Source organism: Halobacteriovorax sp. (assembly GCF_048381875.1).
Classification (GTDB): domain Bacteria; phylum Bdellovibrionota; class Bacteriovoracia; order Bacteriovoracales; family Bacteriovoracaceae; genus Halobacteriovorax_A; species Halobacteriovorax_A vibrionivorans.
Genome location: NZ_JBLXBP010000001.1, coordinates 311,400 through 329,435, shown reverse-complemented (window position 1 = coordinate 329,435; position 18,036 = coordinate 311,400). Strand labels below are relative to the sequence as shown.

Here is an 18,036-nt window from a genome sequence, read left to right as displayed (position 1 = left end):
AAATCTCCTCATGGCGGATAATTATATAATTAACACATGAGGAGTTATAATGAAGAAGTTTATCTTGGCAGCATGGATGCTGTCTCAACTGACTAGCTATGCCCATAGCAGTTCTACAAAAGCATCAAAAGTACTTACCATCAACGCTAAATCAAATTACGCTAAAACTCTAAAAAGCCTGCAAGAAAATGGTTTTGATGTTCTTGGTGTGGATATTAAAAATGAGCTAATTGATGTGGCCCTAACGAAAGATGAATTCATTGAATTTAAAAAATATAATTTCAAAATCAACGAATCTCGAAATGAGCTTCTTACAAGCTCTATTGATGAGCGCTATTTAAACTCTGTAGAAGTTGAAGCGCTTATGACTGAGTATGCTGAAAAATACCCAACAATTGCAAAGAAAATCAAGATTGGAGAGACTCTAGAAGGACGCTCGATTTATGCAATGAAGATCTCAGATAATGTAGATGAAGATGAGGTTAGTGAGCCTTCTGTTTTATTTAATGGTATGCACCACTCACGTGAGATTATGACAGCAGAAGTAACGACAGACATTATTAAAGAGCTTTTAACGAAGTATAATAAAGATCAAAAGATTACTCATTGGGTAGATTCGAATGAGATTTATGTTCTTCCTATTGTGAATATTGATGGAAATATCAAAGTATGGGAAGGTGAGAATATGTGGCGCAAGAATGCGCGAGGTGGCTACGGTGTAGATATCAACCGAAACTATCCAACTAATTGGAATGCTTGTCGTGGTTCAAGTGGATGGAAATTCTCACAAACATATCGCGGAAGTGAGGCCGCAAGTGAGCCTGAAACTAATGTTCTTATGAACTTTGTCTCACAGATAAAACCAGTTTTTAATATTTCTTATCACGCCTATTCAGAACTTGTTATTTACCCATATGGATGCCGTGGCCAAAGAACTCTTAATCGTGAGGTTGTAGAGGGAATTGGAAAGGAGCTTGGACGTGTTTTAAATTATACTCCAGGGACTGCTTGGGAAACGCTGTATTCAGTAGATGGATCAGATATTGATTGGATGTATGAACAAGAGCAAGTCATCCCTTATGTTATTGAGGTTAGTCCTCGCTCTGATGGCTTTCAACCATCTTATGATAAAAGAGATCCAACAGTTGCCCATAATCGTTTGGGGTGGCAGCTTCTCCTAGATCGTCTTGATGGCCCAATGGTAAGAGGAATTAATAAGAATGCAACAACGATAAAAGTTGAAAATGAAGATTTCTCAACAGAGTATCGTATTAATCCTGACGGAAGCTACTTTATTGTTCTGCCAGAAGGTAGTAAGGCTTCAGACTTTAAGCTTAGCTTTAAGAAGTAAAATTTGTAAAGGCCTCTAATATATTCATGCCCCTTTTCACATTTGAACTTGGGGCATGATTTATGACGATGCCATCAACTGGGGCCAAAATAGGGGTTATGACCTCTTCTGGCCTCTCCATCTTATCAAAGTGGTATAGACTCATAATCTTTTCACCTTTCTTAAAGAATTCGCCTGGTGACTTATGGTATTCCACAAAACCTGACTTTGGTGCAAAGAATGATTTGTAGTCTTTAAGTAAGCAAAATGTTGCTTCATTTTTTGGACATTCTATTTCTTTATCTTCGATAACGCCTTTTTTAACTAGGTAGTTAAATATATTGATCGCATCGGCCTTGCCTGCTTTTGAATCGATGATCTCTTCACTTCCTAATTCGAGAGTGTAGGATTCAAATGTATTCTCACTCTTATGAATTTCATGAAATTTTACCCATGGATAAAACGTTGCCTCATCCATGGCCCCGCCAAATTCTGGAGGAATAACTAGGTTAAATGGAAAGTTTAATTCTTTCATTTGTTCTTTTAAGTAATCTGGGCCATAGACATAACGACATCCAACTCCGGCCGTGTGAAGATCTAAGACAATGTCGGCATCACTGGCAAGTTCCTGGAGAGTGATAAAGAGGTTCTTATTCTCATTTATTCCATACTCTTGGTGATAGCGACGATACTCATTAACTTTATTTTTTATAAGAATTTTAAAATCTTGTTTTGATTTGCACTCCTTGATTTCATCATCACTTATAAGGCCTTGCCCTTGTGACTGTGAGAAGAAGTCCAGATACATGCGATTCCAATTATCACCGGTAATAGGGTTGAATCGTCCATAAGTGTAGGTTCCCATTTTTACAGAAGTTGCATAAGGATTAGCATTTGGAATTAGGGTGATCTTACTATTAATCTTCTTGTCTTCTAAGAGATTTAAAAGTTTTAATATGGCCATATTCCCTTGAAGTTCTGCGCCGTGAACATTTGCTTGTATATAGACTGTCGGTGCATTTTCATTAATATTTTCTGGTGTTAATTCATAGATATTGAGTGCGTATTGCCCTTGATTGGATTCATCAATAATTTGAGATCTTTTCGTTAACATCATCTTTCCTTTTTACTCATAGCCAATTATTTAAGCCGCTGTTTTCACACCCTAATTAGTATAAGTTATTGAATACAGAAGAGGGGATTTCCTAAAATTTAGTACTATTATAACATACTAATAATATTAATATCTTCAGTAATATTTATTAAGTATTAAGAAGAAATTACCGATAAAACTACTATGAGAAAGCCTTGCCTTAAAAGCGTCATTCATCTTGTTTTTTGTACTGTTGTGTATTTAACGGCAAGTAGTGCGTTTGCAAGTAATTTCGTTGTTAAAAATAAAACAAAGAAGGCCGTCATTACAGGCGATGTTCCTAAGGACTGGCGTTTTAAAGAAAATATCTTAGGCTTCCCATATGTTCTTATGTCAAAGAAGCATGCAAGTGGCCATCGAAGTATCATCTCATTTACACCAACTAAAATTAAAAGCAAAAGTCTTGATCGCCAGATGATTAAATCTCAAGTTGACGATTATAAGAAAGGAAGACTTAGTTGGGTTGAGAAATATGAAGGCGAAAGCGTAAAGTTTTTAAAATTTCGTGAGAATTCTATACCTAAAATAAGCTCATTTTCTGTCGGTCATCAATACATTGTTTCTAAAAAACATTTTGAAGAAAAGAGTATTTATGCCAATTGTAGTGGAGAAGTATTCCACATAAAGTATTTAATGAATATGACTGATGAAAAATCAGATCGTCAAATAATTAATAGTGTCCTTCAAAGTCTATCGTGTAGACGTGGAGGAGAGTCTTGATTAGAAACTCAGTTAAAACAATATTCACTAGTTTATTATTACAACTTACTTTAATTGTTAATTCATATTCATTTGCGCAATTATCACTACAAGCTGAAAACTCAGTGCCAGATGAAGTCGTTGTTGAAATCACTCAATTATACTTAGCTTCCGCTAAGTCTCTCTGTACAGATGCATCTGGCCGTTGGCGCTCTGATGCTGTTGCACTACCATCTAGTATTGTTGAAAGTATTGAGAGTTCATCTGAGCGTAAATTGGGTGACGATGAAAAAGCGATAAATTGTCCTGATTTTCTAGCACTTGAAGTCGCATCAATTAAAGATGGCGCTCAAGGTTTAGAGGCAGAAGAGTTTTATGCTTGTGCTACTCAAGACTGGAACGTGATGGATCAGCTAACTCTTGCAAGAGATATGGATCTAGTTTTAGAAGAGATTTATGAGTGTAAGGGTAAGTCACAGCCAACTTCAGAATGTGTAAACGATCTAATTTGTAACGCTGCAAGTACTGTTTCATTTGGTCTTGGCGACGTTATAACTGAAAAGCTTGGAATGGAATGTCCAAAGTCTACTGATACAAACTGCCTTTCTACTGCATGGAATGGCCTTGTTAAAAACTTAATAGGTACAGCGGAATTCTTTTGGGATGTCGCTGCTGGTGGTTTCAGTTGGCTTGGCAATAAAATAGGAAATTTCTTTAGTGGTTCTGAGGAAGCTGAAGATGCAGCTTCAGACAAGCTCCACTTACTTTCTTCTGCTGAAGAATCATTTGTTTATAAGCTCTTAGATGATCCAGTGAATACATTAAAAGATGGTTTTGCCAATTTAATGACTGGTATTGGAAATTATATTACTGAAAGTATTTATGATAATTTTGCATGTGCAAAATTTGAAAAAGATGCAAATGGTGAAGATACTTGTGTCGAACCAGTGACAAGTTTTGAATGTGCAACTTGTGGCCAAAAATTGAATATGGCATGTGGTATTGTCGGCGTTGTAGGTGGCGAAGTCCTAATTGGTTTATTAACTGCTGGTACGATCAATGCTGCAAAAGTTGCAGGTAAAGGTATTATGGTCGGAGCAAGGGCCGTATCAAAGTCACGTTTATTTTCTCCAATGGGTAAGGCGATTAAGATTGCTGGTGTTGCCGGTGCCAAAATCGTTCAAACAGGTAAGGGATTCGCAGTTAAAATAGGCCCGCGCGTAGTTAATCTACAAAAAAATAAATTAGTAAAAGCCTTCTCTATGGCAGCTAAATTAACAGGTAAAACTGCGATGTATGGTGGTAAAAAAGTAGCACAAGCTGTTCAAGCATATGGTTGGGCCGCTGATAAACTTACTGCTATGACAATGAGAGGTGTGGCAAATCAACTTGATAATATTCCAACGGCCTTTAATGGCTACCTTGGTAAGACTCTTGATTTTGCGACCAAAAGACGAGCTTCAACTGCACTGGCCACTTCTTCAGATGCACTAAGACGAGGAGCTAATTACTTTGATGGTGCCTCTAGCGTATCTTCTCAAGCCTCAAAAGCAAGTGATGCAACTGATAACACTGCAAGCGCTTCACGAAATGCAGATGATTCTCCAAAACAAGGGGAATTATTTGATGAGAATGGCAAGGCAACAGCACAGGCCGATAATGGTGGTGTACAAACAAAAGCACCAGAGCAAGGTTCATTATTTGATGAGCATGGTAACGTTACAATGGAAGCTGATAATCGTCTCTCAAGACAATCATCTAATACATCTAATACACCTAGCCCTAGGTCAATAAGTGAAAGTTTTAATGGTGTCGACGACTTTAGAACAATGGTATCACGTGATGATGTTGTTAATCCAAATATTGACTTTCATTTCACTGATGATTTTCCAATGGATATGATGGCAGTTAAGGATGTCCGTTATACTGCTGATGGATCAGGTATTATGATTAGTAAGTCATCACATCCTGATCATTATAAATTATTAGAGGAAAAAGGCTTAAGTCCAAACTTAAACGGTGATATTGTTCTTAAGTTTGGTGATGATATTGACAGTTCAATTGTCCGTCATCAAAGTACACCTGGAGCGGCCAAAGATAATGCAAGAATACAAAGGGCGTACCAATTTAATAAACCAGATAAGAGTATTATCGAACGATTAGATGAAACACAACCGACAATGGCAAAGCCTGTTCAAGATCGAGCAAGATTGGATTCTGTTTTAAGTGATATTGATAATATGACACAACGAGAGCTTAATGCATTTTATGCTCGTGTTGATAACAAGATTCAAAATGGTGTTCGCCTAAGCGATTATGAAGCGGCCGGAGCTCTTTTTAGAGCAGACTTAATTAATCCTAGCGTAAGATTTAATGGAGCGGCCGGCAACCGTATTTCTCCACAAGCATATGATAGTGCATTAGATGTTATTAGAAATAGATCACAATCTTCTTTAACGGCCGATGAAATTGCTCGTGGACCAAGTGGTAAATCTCAATCAAGAAGGGCCGCTATTGAAGAAATAATGGATAACGATAGAAGAAGCGCAACTGTTGCTGCTACAGATAGTGTTCGCAATACAAACCCTCAGCCTTCTCCTACTGAACAAATTGGATTATTCGATAATGTAGATGATGCTGTTAAGCAGAGTGATAATGCAGCTTCTGCTTCCACAAATACGAATAACCCGCCAAGACAACTTGATATGTTTGAAGATGGTACAGATACACTAAGACAATCAGATAATAGCGCTACTAATGGAAGTATTAGACTTTCAAGAAGTCGAAACACTCCTCAAGCTTCAACTACTAGAACTAGAGGGCCTGAAGATAATATTAGGGCAACAGTTGTGGCCGCACCTGCTATCAGTGTAAATACAACAACATCTAATAATGAAAACGTTGCAGTCGTTGAACCTGAAATTCAACCAGTAGAGCCAACAAATGTTGATGAAAACCCTGATAATAATTCAGATGATGATGTTGAATTCAATATTAAAATTGAATATAGCGACAATATTATAAAAGTAACACATGTTGAACCTGTTACGGCCTGTCGACTTCAAAAGAATATTCCAGCATCAGTTGATGATGATGGTGAGGAAGTTGACGCTAAAACAACAACTCTTGGTGCTGTTGAAAATGGCGAAGAAATGGAAGTGGCTAAAGAAAGATTTAATTTTACAGTAAGCGTTGAATGTAAAACTGATGGTGATTACAAACTTGCAACGACAGCTTCATCAAACTTCCCAGATCTAAAGATCAGTGGAGAAGCGAGAATTCCTATCTATAAATGTGATGGAGATGAGTGTGAAACGGAAACTGATGCGAGTGGGAACCCATTCCAGCTAAGACTTAATCCAGCACCTTTAAGACAATTTGCTCCACCACAAGGAAATATTCCAGGGGCCCCTGTTCTAAATACACTTTAAGGATTTACTCAATCCAATCTGCACTAGTTTTAATTGTACGTGGGATCATGATATCACCTTTGTACTTAACGACTTCTGCAGGCAGGTTATGGCATAGGAAAAATGGCATACTTTCAGTAAAACCGTATGCTCCGCATTGGGTGAACACTAACCAATTTCCGTAATCGCAATCTTTTGGAAGATCAAAGACACCAAGCTTATCTAGAGAAGTACACAATGGCCCGTGAACATGAAATTCTTGACTCTGCTTAGATTCACATTCTTCTAGAACTTCGCAGGGAAAGGCCTGATTTGTGAGTGCGGCCCTTGCAATATGATTTATTCCACCATCAAGTACGAGAATTTCCTGTCCTCTAACGTTTTTGCGATCAATAACTTGGCTTAGGTATAGTCCACACTCACCAACGGCGTAGCGGCCAAGCTCCATCCAGATCTTTTCAAGTTTATGCTTTTTCTTAAGGCGCACTAGAGCTGCATTAATATCCTTGAAATCAATTCGCTCACTTTCGTTTTGGTAAGGGATACCAAGTCCTCCGCCGAGATCAATAACTTGAGGTCTTACACCCATGTCTTGAGCTAGTTTATTAATTCGAGCACATGTGTGATCCCAAATTTCTTCAAGCTTTGATGCACTTAAAATATTTCCCCATTGGAAGACGTGGTAGCCAATCACTTCCACATTTTCATACTCGCTTAGATCTACTGATTTCCATCCTTTTTCATCTAGGCCAAATGCGGTGATGTCATCGCCACCAAGAACAGATTTTTCCTTGCTGTCCCACTCTAGTTGAACTCTTAATAGAGCGCGTGCCTTTATCCCCATCTCACTGGCCTGTTCATTTAGCCATTTTAATTGATAGATACTTTCAACCACAACGCAATTGATTTCATGTTCTAAGAGAGTTCTTATATAGCCGCGAGATTTGCTTGGGCCTGTTGAGATAATATCACTAGATTTAACTCCACTTGCAACAACTTGAGTTAATTCACCCTTAGATGCCACATCAATTCCAATTCCTAAATTTCTAATGAGCTTTAAGATAGATGATAGGGGATTTGCTTTACATGCATAGTAAAGCTTAATGCTCTCATCTTTGTTCTCTACGATGTAGCGTAAGTGATCTTCAAGTTTGTCTAAGTCATAGAAGTAAAACGAAGAGTCGATTCTCTTCGTTAACTTCTTTAATTCTTTTGTGATATTTTTATCTAACATTATAATTTATCTATCTTAAAAATGATTCGAGTTCTAGTGATGCATCTGATTTCTCATCACGGTATTTGATAATCATGGCACAATTCATTGAAAGGCCCTGATCCTTTGCCCAGGCAAGTTTATCGTTTACCGGTCTTGTTCCCGGTACAACAACTGCACCTTCTGGAATAGGCTCACCTGGTTCAAGTCTTCTCTCATTTACACAGTCATAAATAGGTACACCCTTTGAAAGGATAACACCTGGTGCGATTACTGCGCGTTTTAAAACTTGAATACCTTCAACGATAACAGCACCTGCTCCAATAAAAGCATCGTCTTCAATAATAACCGGAGCTAGTCCAATAGGCTCTAGTACGCCACCAATTTGTACTCCAGCACTTAAATGGACGTTCTTTCCAATTTGAGCACATGAGCCAACGAGAGCGTGTGAATCAACCATTGTACCTTCGTCAACATAAGCTCCAATATTGATGTATGCAGGAGGCATGATAATAACGCCTTTTGAAACATAAGCACCTCGGCGAACACTTGAGCCACCTGGAACGATTCTTACACCGCGATCAGTATCAAATTTTTGAGCTGGAATATTGTGTTTATCAACAAATCCTTCATAACCAAATTTTGATTGTTCAACATTCTTTCCGGCCTTAAAGACCTCAAGAATCATTTGCTTAACTTCTGTATTTGCTTGCCACTTACCATCAACTTTTTGTGCTGATCTAAGTGTTCCACTTTCTAGGCCTAGTAGTATTTCATCAACTGTCATTTTTATTTTCTCCAATTCTTAATTTTATCATTTGCTGATTTTACGATTGATTCTTTTGTCATATCTTTTAGTGATAGTGGTGGCCTAAGAACGGCCGTCTCAATTTGTCCCTGCTCTTTCATGAGCCACTTTGCCGGCACAGGATTTGAACAAACAAACATTGTGTTACTTGCTTCAATCCACATTTGAGCATCGCTTTCATTTAATTCACCATTTAGGCAGTCTCTTACATATTTATTAGTCTCAGCTGGCCATGGGTTTGCTGCTACAGAAACTAATCCCTTTGCACCTAAAGGCGTAAAGGCCGGCAGCATTGCATCGTCACCACTATAGACTCGTCCACCATTTGCGGCCTCAACATATTTGGCAAACATCTCAACTGAGCCACTGGCCTCTTTTATTGCCCAAAATGCACGGTGCCCATTAAGTCTTTTAACTGCCTCCAGAGACAGTCCGATACCTGCACGAGATGGAACATTATAGAGCATAACCGGCTTATTTGAGACATCCATTAGTGTTTTAAACCAGTGGTATTGTCCCTCATTACCAGGCTTTGCATATAAAGGTGTAACAAGAAGGTAAGCATCGATATCAAGGCCATCAAGATAAGAGACCCATTCACATGTCTCGTTTAGATTGATACCACCAACACCACACATAAGTGGAACCTTAAGGTCTAGATCGATTGTGAAATTTAGGATATTCTTTCTTTCTTCTAAATTTAGATTAAGGGCCTCTCCCGTTGAACCTAGGATTAGTATCCCATTTCCGGCTTCTTCTTGAGCTCTTAAAATACGCTCTAATGAGTCCAAATCAACTGTTTGATCTTCATGTAAAGGCGTAATTACGGCCGTCCATAGGGGAGTTGAGTTTAAAAATTCAAGATCTTTCTCATTTATATTATTCATTTAATCTCCAGTTATTATTCATTTTCTTTCATTACTTGAAGGGCAACTTCACTAAAATCATAGAGTCCTGGCCCAAGAGTTTGCATTTGCTTTACTGCCCACAGTGCTCCAGCGGCAAATATTCTTCGATCTTTTGCTTCATGTTTAATTGTAACAATTTCGTTAGGGGTATCAATAGTTAATTCATGAATTCCCACGATATCTCCAGTTCGCTCAGAGCTGATCTCGGCGTCACGATCTAACCATTCTTTCCATGAGAGGGCAGTACCACTAGGAGCATCAAGTTTCTTTGTATGGTGAATATCGTTGATGTGGAAGTTTAGTTGTTCTTCACTGAAAAGAGAATTAGCTTTGGAGGCAATCTTAATCATCTCTTTGACCAGATTCATTCCAAGACTAAAGTTCGTGGCCTTTATCCAGGTTCCACCACCGGCCTTTATTTTATCTAGCATTTCTGGTTTCCATTCAAATCCAGTTGAACCACAAGCTACGCAGATTCCTGAGGTGCTTAATAAATCAAAATAGTGCTCTAAAAAAGTATCCCCATTTAAAAAAGAGAGAACCATATCAAATCTGTTAAGGTCATCTTTCTTTAAAGGATTTTTTGAATCAAAAACACTTAATTCAATATCACTATATTCGCCATTTTTATTTTCTTCACAAAGCTCAATAACTTTAGAACCTGTTTTTCCTTTTCCTAGTAATGCTAATTTCATTGAATGAATTCCTGATGTAATTTTTGAATTGCTGAATCCGCTTGATTCTTATCCACTAAGAAGCAAAAGTTATGCTTACTGGCCCCTAGGCAAATCATTCTAACGTTGATTCCTTCTACAGAGTTAAAAATTCGTTTAGCAATATCTGGTGTATGGTTGATCTCATTTCCGATTAGACTTACTAGTGTTAAGTCAGTTTCAACTTTTACGCTACATAACTCCGATAACCGACTAATTATCTTCTTATTTAATAGGGCGCTATCATCTAATGTAAGTGCTACTGAAATCTCAGACGTTGTAATTGAATCAATACTTACTTTAAAGTCATTAAATATTTTAAAAATCTCAAATAAGAAACCATGTGCATGAAGCATTTTTGGCGTTGATAATGTCACAAGGCTTTGTTCTCGACGTAAGGCCATTGCTCTAATTAATGGTGCTGAATCAGTCTTATCAACAATCCAAGTCCCTGGAGCATCAGGCTCATAGCTCGATCCAACAAAGACCTTAATACCTGCACGTAATGCAGGTGTTAAGGTCGTTGGATGAAGTATTTTTGCACCAAAAGTTGCCAGCTCGGCCGCTTCAGAAAATGTTATTTCATTTAATAATTTCGCTGCTTTTACAATACGTGGATCTGTTGTGGCGATACCTGCGACATCTGTCCAGATTTGAAGTGTGTCAGCACCCATGGCCTCTGCAACAAGTGCAGCGGAGTAATCTGAACCTCCACGCCCTAGTGTTGTGGTTAAGCCTTCAGAGGTCGATCCCATAAAACCTTGAGAGACATATACGACATCTCCATACTTTGCGTTAACTAGATGTTGCTGGGCCTTTTCCTTTGTTGCCACAAGATCAGGTGAAGCTTTTGTAAATTGATCATCAGTTTTAAGAACTTGTCTAATATCAAATAACTCAACATTCTTCTTTTGATGGATTCCTGCTAGAACTTGGCTAAAAATTAATGAAGACATTCTTTCACCAAGACTTACAAGTGAATCATATGCTCGGTCTGAACATTCTCTTAATAGGAGCATTCCATTGGCAATCATATTAACTTCTGAAAGAAGCTCAGAAACATCTTCTTTTAGTTCTTCTGTTGCATTCATATCAATTAGTATTTGATTATGTTTATCAGCAATTTCTTCAACTAGTGCTTCTACCTTTTCACCTTCACCAAGTGGTGCCTGTTTAGATATTTCCACTAAGAGATTTGTAACACCGTAAACGGCCGATACGATAACCATATTAGCGTTCTTGGCAGCACTGATTTGAGCACTTCGAGTCATGGCCTCTAGGTTTGCCATAGATGAGCCGCCAAATTTTGCAACAATGATTTCTGAATTTTCATTACCCATACTTAAAATCCTATATGTGATTCAAATAAATAAGGTAATTGTATGAAGGAGTGTGTTTAAATGCAAAAAAGAATTGTGAAATATAACCGACTTAAACAGTTGCATAGCATAGAATTTGCATTCGAAGCTCTCCACATAACAAAACAAACTTATTTGAAGTTAATAATTTGTTAAGCGACAGTCCTAAGGCTTCTCCCTTAGTGACCAATAGTAAGGCTTGCGCTAAACCAAACTATTTCGGCAATGCTTCCATCGTAGTGATTCGTAACGGACTTATTCGTTGCGCACCCTGACCACTAGTTACTAAGCAATGCTCCTCTTCGTAATCTTACAAGGAATATTCTAGTGGATAGACACATTGATGTCTATACTTTTATAATTTGTGTGAATTTAAAATTACATCCTAGGGGTATAAAATGAAAAAAGTTGGAATTATCGGTTGGCGTGGAATGGTCGGATCTGTTCTTTTAGAAAGAATGGAAATGGAAGGAGACTTTGCAAAAATTGATCCATACTTCTTTTCAACTTCTCAAGCAGGGCAAAATGGCCCATTAATTTATAATAAAACACATACCTTAAGAGATGCTAATGATGTAAATGAACTTGCTGATATGGATATTATAATCTCATGTCAAGGCGGTGATTACACAAAGAAGCTTAGACCGGCGCTAGATGAAGTGAGCTGGCAAGGGTATTGGATTGATGCGGCTTCCGCAAAACGAATGGATGATGACTCACTTATAATCCTAGATCCTGTTAATAAAGATATTATTGATAAAGCACTTAATGATGGAGTTAAAAACTTTATTGGTGGTAATTGTACCGTTAGCCTTATGCTTATGGGGATTGGAAGTTTATTTCAAGAAAACTTAGTAGAGTGGATGACATCGATGTCATATCAGGCAGCTTCTGGTGGTGGAGCTCGTCATATGAAGGAGCTTCTAACGCAAATGAAGGTCATTGGCGATGTGGCCAATCCGATAATGGAAGGGCCGATTCTTCAGCTTGATACAGATATTTCTAATTTACTTAAAAGCGAAAAACTTGATGCTGATTGTTTTGGTGTTCCGTTGGCACTTAATTTGATTCCTTGGATTGATAGCGCTGTTGAAAAAGGGCAAACTCGTGAAGAGTGGAAGGCCTTTAGTGAGACAAATAAAATTCTTGGCAGAAAAGATAATCCAATACCTATTGATGGAACTTGTGTAAGGGTTGGTGCACTGAGATCTCATTCACAGGCATTAACGATTAAATTGAATAAGTCTGTCGACATTAAAACGATTGAAGACATGATTAAGAACTTTTCAGAATTTACTGAATTTGTTGAAAATACTCCTGAGGCCACACGAGAAAAACTTAATCCACGTTATGTGTCTGGTACCCTCAAAACAACAGTCGGACGTGTTAGAAAAATGAATCTAGGTGATGAATATTTAAATATTTTCACATCAGGTGATCAACTTCTTTGGGGAGCTGCAGAACCTCTTCGTCGCATGTTAAATATTGTGTTATAGTCATTATATGGAATTAGATTACGATAAATTAGTAAAAGATTTTTATCAACAAGGCTATTGTGTAGTCGAAGGACTTTTTGATCCCAAAGATCTTAAGAATATTGAAAAGTCTTTTGATAATTTATATCAAGCAAGTCTCTCTCTTGATGAAACACAAATGTTAAAGCTAGCTCAATTTGTCTTTAATGAAGATGCACTAAATCGCATTGTTTGGTGTGGTGGCTACGATGAATTTCTTCTTGATGTAGGTGCTGATAAACGAATACTGAATATTGTATCAAGAATCCTTGAATCTAATGAGATGGTTCAATTAATTAATCAGGCCCACTTTAAACTTCCTGGTCAAAAAGTAGAATTCAAATGGCACCAAGATAGTGAACACCGTCGATATGGTACACATATGTGGGAAGATGTTGATGGCCGTGGAAGTTACGTTCAAACTCTTCTTGCTATTGATGATATGAATGCAGACAATGGCCCTCTTAAATTTATCCCTAATTCCAATCAAGAAGGTCACCTTAATTATAAAGAAGATCCTAGTATTATCGATGAGATGCTTGAGAAATATGAGGCAGTTGATGTGATGCTAAAAGCAGGTGACGTCGCTTTTTTTGGGCCATATGTTTTTCACTCTTCGAGCTTAAATAAAACAGATTCTCCTCGCCGTGTCCTTATTAACGGTTACGCTCAGCCAGGTGCTAATAAAAGAGAGTATCCAGGTGTAGGCCTTGGAAGACACTTGAAACTAAACTCTTAATAGAGTTTCTTTACCTTTATTCACGATATTTAAGAACATGTCTTTGATAGATCCTCTAAAATTAATGCATACAGTCGTTAGTCGAGGAAGATTCTATGTCAGATAAAAAGAAATCAAATTATGGAAAGTATCGCTATCCTGCTGTTGCAGTAGCGGTGTTATTAACATGGGTTTTTTCTGTAACCTATCTTGTTCAAAGTAATACTCCAGAGGGACAAGTTACCAGGCTTCCTGCTTCTGCTACTCAAAATGATGGTGTTTCTAGAGGTGTTGCTTCAATTGCTCCTGCTGACGATCCTCTTTTAAAAGAAACATATGCGTTAGGTATAAATGCATATTTATGGGGATCGACATTGGTTCGAATGGAGCAAGTTTCAAGGCAGTACACAGAAGTTTCTCAAAGTGAAAAAGATACGAGTTATCGTGCACCTGTTGGAGAGTTTGGTCATGCAAGAAGACTTCCTGGCCCAGAAGATGCTGATATGCCAACACCTAATCAAGACACTTTGTACTCAAGTGCTATTCTTGATCTTTCACAGTCTCCGATGGTGTTATCTGTTCCGGCAGTGAAAGATCGATACTATGTTATTAATGTATTTGATATGTGGCATAACCTTATCCAATATGTTGGTACGAGAGTTACTGGTACAGATGCACAAAATTTTCTTATTGTTCCACCAAATTGGAATGGACGAAGTAGCGAGAAGTTAAATGGCCTTAAAGTTGTTCGTTCACCAACAACAAAAGTTTGGCTCTGGGGCCGTACTGAAGTATTAAAAAAGACAGAGCAGGATCTAAAAAAAGTCCATGAAATACAAGATCAATATAAGTTAACTCCATTAGCAGAATACACTGATGGTAAGAAAGTACAATTATTTGGTTTATCAAATCGCCCAGGAGATGAGAAAGATCCATTGAGATTTTTTACTGAACTTAATGAATATCTCTTAGATAATGTATTAAATGATATTGATAAAGCGCAAATGCAACAATTAGAAAAGATAGGAATTACATCTGAAGGCTTTAAAAAAGAGATGCTAACTCCCGCTCAACAAGACATCTTAAAACAAGTTCTAAAAGATGGCGTTGAAATCGCTAATGCTCAAATTTACAATCCCGCACATACAAAAATAGTAAATGGCTGGAGCTATGTATTTGATTTAGATAATTTTGGACAGGATTATGCATTAAGATCAATGGTTGCTCATCCCTATTTGGGAGGTCAAGGAGAGAAAGAGGCCATATATCCAATTCGTTATAAAGATTCTAAGGGTAATACACTTGTTGGAAGTAAACAGTATCGTATGAAGTTTAATTCAAATCCACCTAATGATGGTTTTTGGTCAATAACAGTTTATGATGCTGAGACTAAGCTTCTTGTATACAATGCCTTAAAACGTTATTCTCTTGGCGGAGAAAGTGATTTAATGAAGAATCCAGATGGATCATTTGAAATTACTTTCTCTAATCAAATGCCATCAGACTCAAAAAAGCGTGCTAACTGGCTGGCCGCACCTGTTGGAGCATTTTACATCATTACTAGGATATACATTCCCCATGAGGATGTATTAAGCCTTAAGTGGAAGCTGCCAGAAGTGGAACCAGTTGAAACTAAAGTCCTTTCAATGGTTTCAAAATAAATAGTCTGTTCTAACTTTTTACACCTTTTGAATCTTTACAATAGGGGCCTAGAAATAGGCTTTTTTTTGTTACATTGATGGATATGAAATATCTTATCTTTCTCATATTTATCGCAATAATTGGCAATCATTCTGTCAATGCACAGGAATATGGTTTTCTAACTATTGCTGATGGAAAGGTTTCATATAAAAAAATTGAGAATTACCTACGTCCATTTAAAACAGATGGCTGCTCTAGTGTTTCACCAGATGGAACGATTGGCAGGCCTACCCTATGGCAACATTGTTGTGTTGAGCACGATATTGCTTATTGGTATGGTGGAACTCTCCAAGATAAGAAAGATGCAGATAGTGCTTTAAATCAATGTGTTTCAGATGTTTTTTCTGGAATCTTTGGAAGAGCAATGGAAGTGGCCGTTTATATTGGAGGTGGCCCTGATCTTCATACTGGTTATGCTTGGGGCTATGGTTGGAATCATATCCGAGGCTATCATGAATTATCACAACAAGATCAAGATGAAATTCAAAGAATGATGCCAGCAGATCCTCATGGACAAAAAATAGAAGAAGTTGAGTTTGATAAAGAAGTAATCCCATCTAGAAATAAAAATATTTGTTTAGATGAGATACAAGATCATCTCGAAAAGACTTTTAAAGAAGATGATGTTGAAATATTGAGATCAACAGAAGCATTAAGTTTCTTAAATCGTGTTTATGTTATTGAAACTAGCTCATGTGAAGGACAAATTAAAGTAACGTTGAATAATTTTGTCAGCTTTAATGATTGTGAAGAGCTTCCTTATAAGAATGAGTGGGAGCAAAAAATAAAGAAAGTTGAAGCTTTCGGTGAGTGTGCCGATAAGTTTGAGAGTAAGGAATTAGAGAGGTAGGGCATGAATAGAGTATTTATCCTAAGTGGAGCATTTCTTGTATTAGCAGCAATTCTGTCTCTTAATGTTGAGCATGACGATCTTAAAAGCCTCAAACTTCAACATAAGAAAGCTCGTTTAAGTCGAAATACATGTGGAATGCAGGATCTAAGTTGCCACCGCCACTATTTAAACCTTATTAAAAGACTCGAGGGGCGTATTGATCTACTTGAGAAAAAAGTCATTAATACAAAAGAGGGCTAAGCTGCAATCTTTCGAATATACTTCTCATAATATTCATCAAATTTATGCTTAACCTTAGGCGCTAGTGCAATAGTGGCAATCATATTTGGTATGGCCATCAAAGCAAATCCGATATCCATTGCATTTACCATGTCTGTAGGAGCAGATACGGCCCCTAGTAGTACTGTCGAAGCATAGAATAGAGCAAAGGTAAGCCTTGCTCCCATTATTGGTACGCCACCAAATAAGAAGTCCCAACATTTCTCACAGTAGTTAGCAGATCCAATGACAGTGGATAAGGCAAAAAGAATAATTGAAATTCCTAGAAGATGCGATCCGGCCATTCCAAAGTTTTTCATAAAGGCCATTTGAGTAATCAGTACACCATTTGATTCTTGTAGCTCAGCAGGAGAAAGTGAACTTAGAATTACTATTGAAGTCATTGTACAAACGATAATTGTATCAATGAAAGGGCCAACCATAGCAACTAGACCTTCGGCCACGGGTTCACTTGTTTTTGCGTTTCCATGGGCCATTGGAGCAGAACCGACACCTGCTTCATTAGAATATGTTGCACGTTTGATTCCTGTTTTAAAGATATGGATTACCGCTAGACCAGAAACACCACCCACTGCAGCTCGCCCAGCGAATGCTTCTTTGAAAATTAAAGCAAATACATCGGCAACGTTGCCAAAATTCATAATGATAATAACAAGAGCACATCCAATATAAAGAGTACACATTGCCGGCACTAGTTTAGAAGTGGCCTCGCCAATTCTTTTAACACCACCCATTAGAATATAGACAAGAAGAACGGCCGCCAGTATGCCTGTGATATGTGTAGGAATGCTATAATTAGAGGCCATGAATGTTGCCATTTGATTTGTATTAAAGACACCTAATGAGCCTATTAGGCCCGCTCCAGCAAAGAAATAAGCAAGAAAGTGCAAATACTTTGGTAGCGCTTCGATAATCGTATACATAGGGCCACCTTGAATTTCTCCGTGGTGATCATTGCGTCGATACATAACGGCCAGAGTACACTCGAAAAACTTCGTGTTCATCCCAATAAGGGCCCCAACCCACATCCAAAAAATAGCACCTGGTCCACCTTGTGATATTGCAACTGCAACACCTGCTACATTTCCCATTCCTACGGTTGAAGAGAGGGCATTTGTTAAGGCCTTAAAGTGAGAGATCTGTCCCTTACTTTCATTGTCGTTCTTGTGATGGAATTTACCTGAAATGAGTCGAAAAGCGTGAAAGAAACCTGCTAATGTTTTTAAACGTGAAATGGCAACGAGATATATCCCTCCACCAAGTAATAAGATAATAAGTGGCAGGCCCCAGACGATCTCGACGGCTTCCGCAAGAAATGCAGAAAAATTCATGTAAATCCTTTGTAATTAATTGAATTATCAATAATTTTTCCATAGCTT

Annotated in this window: 15 protein-coding genes and 1 riboswitch; of the genes, 8 read left to right on the top strand and 7 right to left on the bottom strand. The window is 37.8% G+C overall.

All coding sequences use genetic code 11. The features are described from left to right. Positions 1-49: 49 nt before the first annotated feature. On the top strand, positions 50-1,351 hold the full coding sequence (locus ACN5L8_RS01565; protein ID WP_419172111.1) for a M14 family metallopeptidase: 1,302 nt from the start codon (positions 50-52) through the stop codon (positions 1,349-1,351). Here the strand turns inward: ACN5L8_RS01565 and ACN5L8_RS01560 are convergent. Then, positions 1,341-2,444, bottom strand: coding sequence for a hypothetical protein (locus ACN5L8_RS01560; RefSeq protein ID WP_419172110.1), 1,104 nt, complete (start codon positions 2,442-2,444; stop codon positions 1,341-1,343). The genes ACN5L8_RS01565 and ACN5L8_RS01560 overlap by 11 nt on opposite strands. 183 nt (positions 2,445-2,627) lie before the next feature. Here ACN5L8_RS01560 and ACN5L8_RS01555 point away from each other — a divergent pair, with 183 nt between their 5' ends. Together ACN5L8_RS01555 and ACN5L8_RS01550 are read left to right on the top strand one after the other, a co-directional pair. Further along, a complete protein-coding gene (locus tag ACN5L8_RS01555; RefSeq protein WP_419172109.1) occupies positions 2,628-3,203 on the top strand; it encodes a hypothetical protein in 576 nt (191 codons plus the stop codon). Next, positions 3,200-6,613: a hypothetical protein gene (locus ACN5L8_RS01550; protein ID WP_419172108.1), complete on the top strand. Its 3,414-nt coding sequence runs from the start codon at positions 3,200-3,202 to the stop codon at positions 6,611-6,613. The genes ACN5L8_RS01555 and ACN5L8_RS01550 overlap by 4 nt, the downstream gene beginning before the upstream one ends. A gap of 4 nt (positions 6,614-6,617) precedes the next feature. Here the strand turns inward: ACN5L8_RS01550 and ACN5L8_RS01545 are convergent, their stop codons facing one another. From ACN5L8_RS01545 to lysC, 5 genes are read right to left on the bottom strand one after another with little or no spacing between them, the layout of a single operon-like run. Next, complete coding sequence (locus tag ACN5L8_RS01545) at positions 6,618-7,826, bottom strand: PLP-dependent decarboxylase (RefSeq protein ID WP_419172107.1); 1,209 nt, start codon at positions 7,824-7,826, stop codon at positions 6,618-6,620. A gap of 10 nt (positions 7,827-7,836) precedes the next feature. Beyond that, the gene (locus tag ACN5L8_RS01540) at positions 7,837-8,592 is read right to left on the bottom strand and encodes a 2,3,4,5-tetrahydropyridine-2,6-dicarboxylate N-succinyltransferase (RefSeq protein ID WP_115362725.1); all 756 of its coding nucleotides are present in this window, start codon (positions 8,590-8,592) and stop codon (positions 7,837-7,839) included. 2 nt (positions 8,593-8,594) lie between these two features. After that, entirely contained in the window at positions 8,595-9,500 is a 906-nt protein-coding gene (dapA, locus tag ACN5L8_RS01535) for a 4-hydroxy-tetrahydrodipicolinate synthase (protein ID WP_419172106.1), read from the bottom strand. A gap of 14 nt (positions 9,501-9,514) precedes the next feature. Beyond that, positions 9,515-10,216, bottom strand: a complete 702-nt coding sequence (locus tag ACN5L8_RS01530) for a 4-hydroxy-tetrahydrodipicolinate reductase (protein ID WP_419172105.1) — start codon at positions 10,214-10,216, stop codon at positions 9,515-9,517. After that, positions 10,213-11,574 (bottom strand): lysine-sensitive aspartokinase 3, encoded by a 1,362-nt coding sequence (gene lysC / locus ACN5L8_RS01525; RefSeq protein WP_419172104.1) that lies wholly within the window; start codon positions 11,572-11,574, stop codon positions 10,213-10,215. Before lysC ends, ACN5L8_RS01530 begins: the two co-directional genes overlap by 4 nt. 116 nt (positions 11,575-11,690) lie before the next feature. Further along, positions 11,691-11,903: riboswitch (Lysine riboswitch) on the bottom strand. A gap of 87 nt (positions 11,904-11,990) precedes the next feature. On the opposite strand from lysC, the gene asd reads away from it, so the two are divergent. From asd to ACN5L8_RS01500, 5 genes are all read left to right on the top strand, one after another. Then, complete coding sequence (gene asd, locus ACN5L8_RS01520) at positions 11,991-13,088, top strand: aspartate-semialdehyde dehydrogenase (RefSeq protein ID WP_419172103.1); 1,098 nt, start codon at positions 11,991-11,993, stop codon at positions 13,086-13,088. Positions 13,089-13,095: 7 nt separating this feature from the next. Then, positions 13,096-13,845, top strand: coding sequence for a phytanoyl-CoA dioxygenase family protein (locus ACN5L8_RS01515; RefSeq protein WP_120404813.1), 750 nt, complete (start codon positions 13,096-13,098; stop codon positions 13,843-13,845). A gap of 95 nt (positions 13,846-13,940) precedes the next feature. Next, positions 13,941-15,485: a DUF1254 domain-containing protein gene (locus ACN5L8_RS01510; RefSeq protein WP_419172102.1), complete on the top strand. Its 1,545-nt coding sequence runs from the start codon at positions 13,941-13,943 to the stop codon at positions 15,483-15,485. 83 nt (positions 15,486-15,568) lie between these two features. Beyond that, positions 15,569-16,375: a hypothetical protein gene (locus ACN5L8_RS01505; protein ID WP_419172101.1), complete on the top strand. Its 807-nt coding sequence runs from the start codon at positions 15,569-15,571 to the stop codon at positions 16,373-16,375. Positions 16,376-16,378: 3 nt separating this feature from the next. Next, on the top strand, positions 16,379-16,618 hold the full coding sequence (locus tag ACN5L8_RS01500; protein ID WP_115362710.1) for a hypothetical protein: 240 nt from the start codon (positions 16,379-16,381) through the stop codon (positions 16,616-16,618). Here ACN5L8_RS01500 and ACN5L8_RS01495 read toward each other — a convergent pair. Next, positions 16,615-17,988, bottom strand: a complete 1,374-nt coding sequence (locus ACN5L8_RS01495) for an alanine/glycine:cation symporter family protein (RefSeq protein ID WP_419172100.1) — start codon at positions 17,986-17,988, stop codon at positions 16,615-16,617. The two genes, ACN5L8_RS01500 and ACN5L8_RS01495, sit on opposite strands and share 4 nt — an antisense overlap. Positions 17,989-18,036 lie beyond the last annotated feature (48 nt).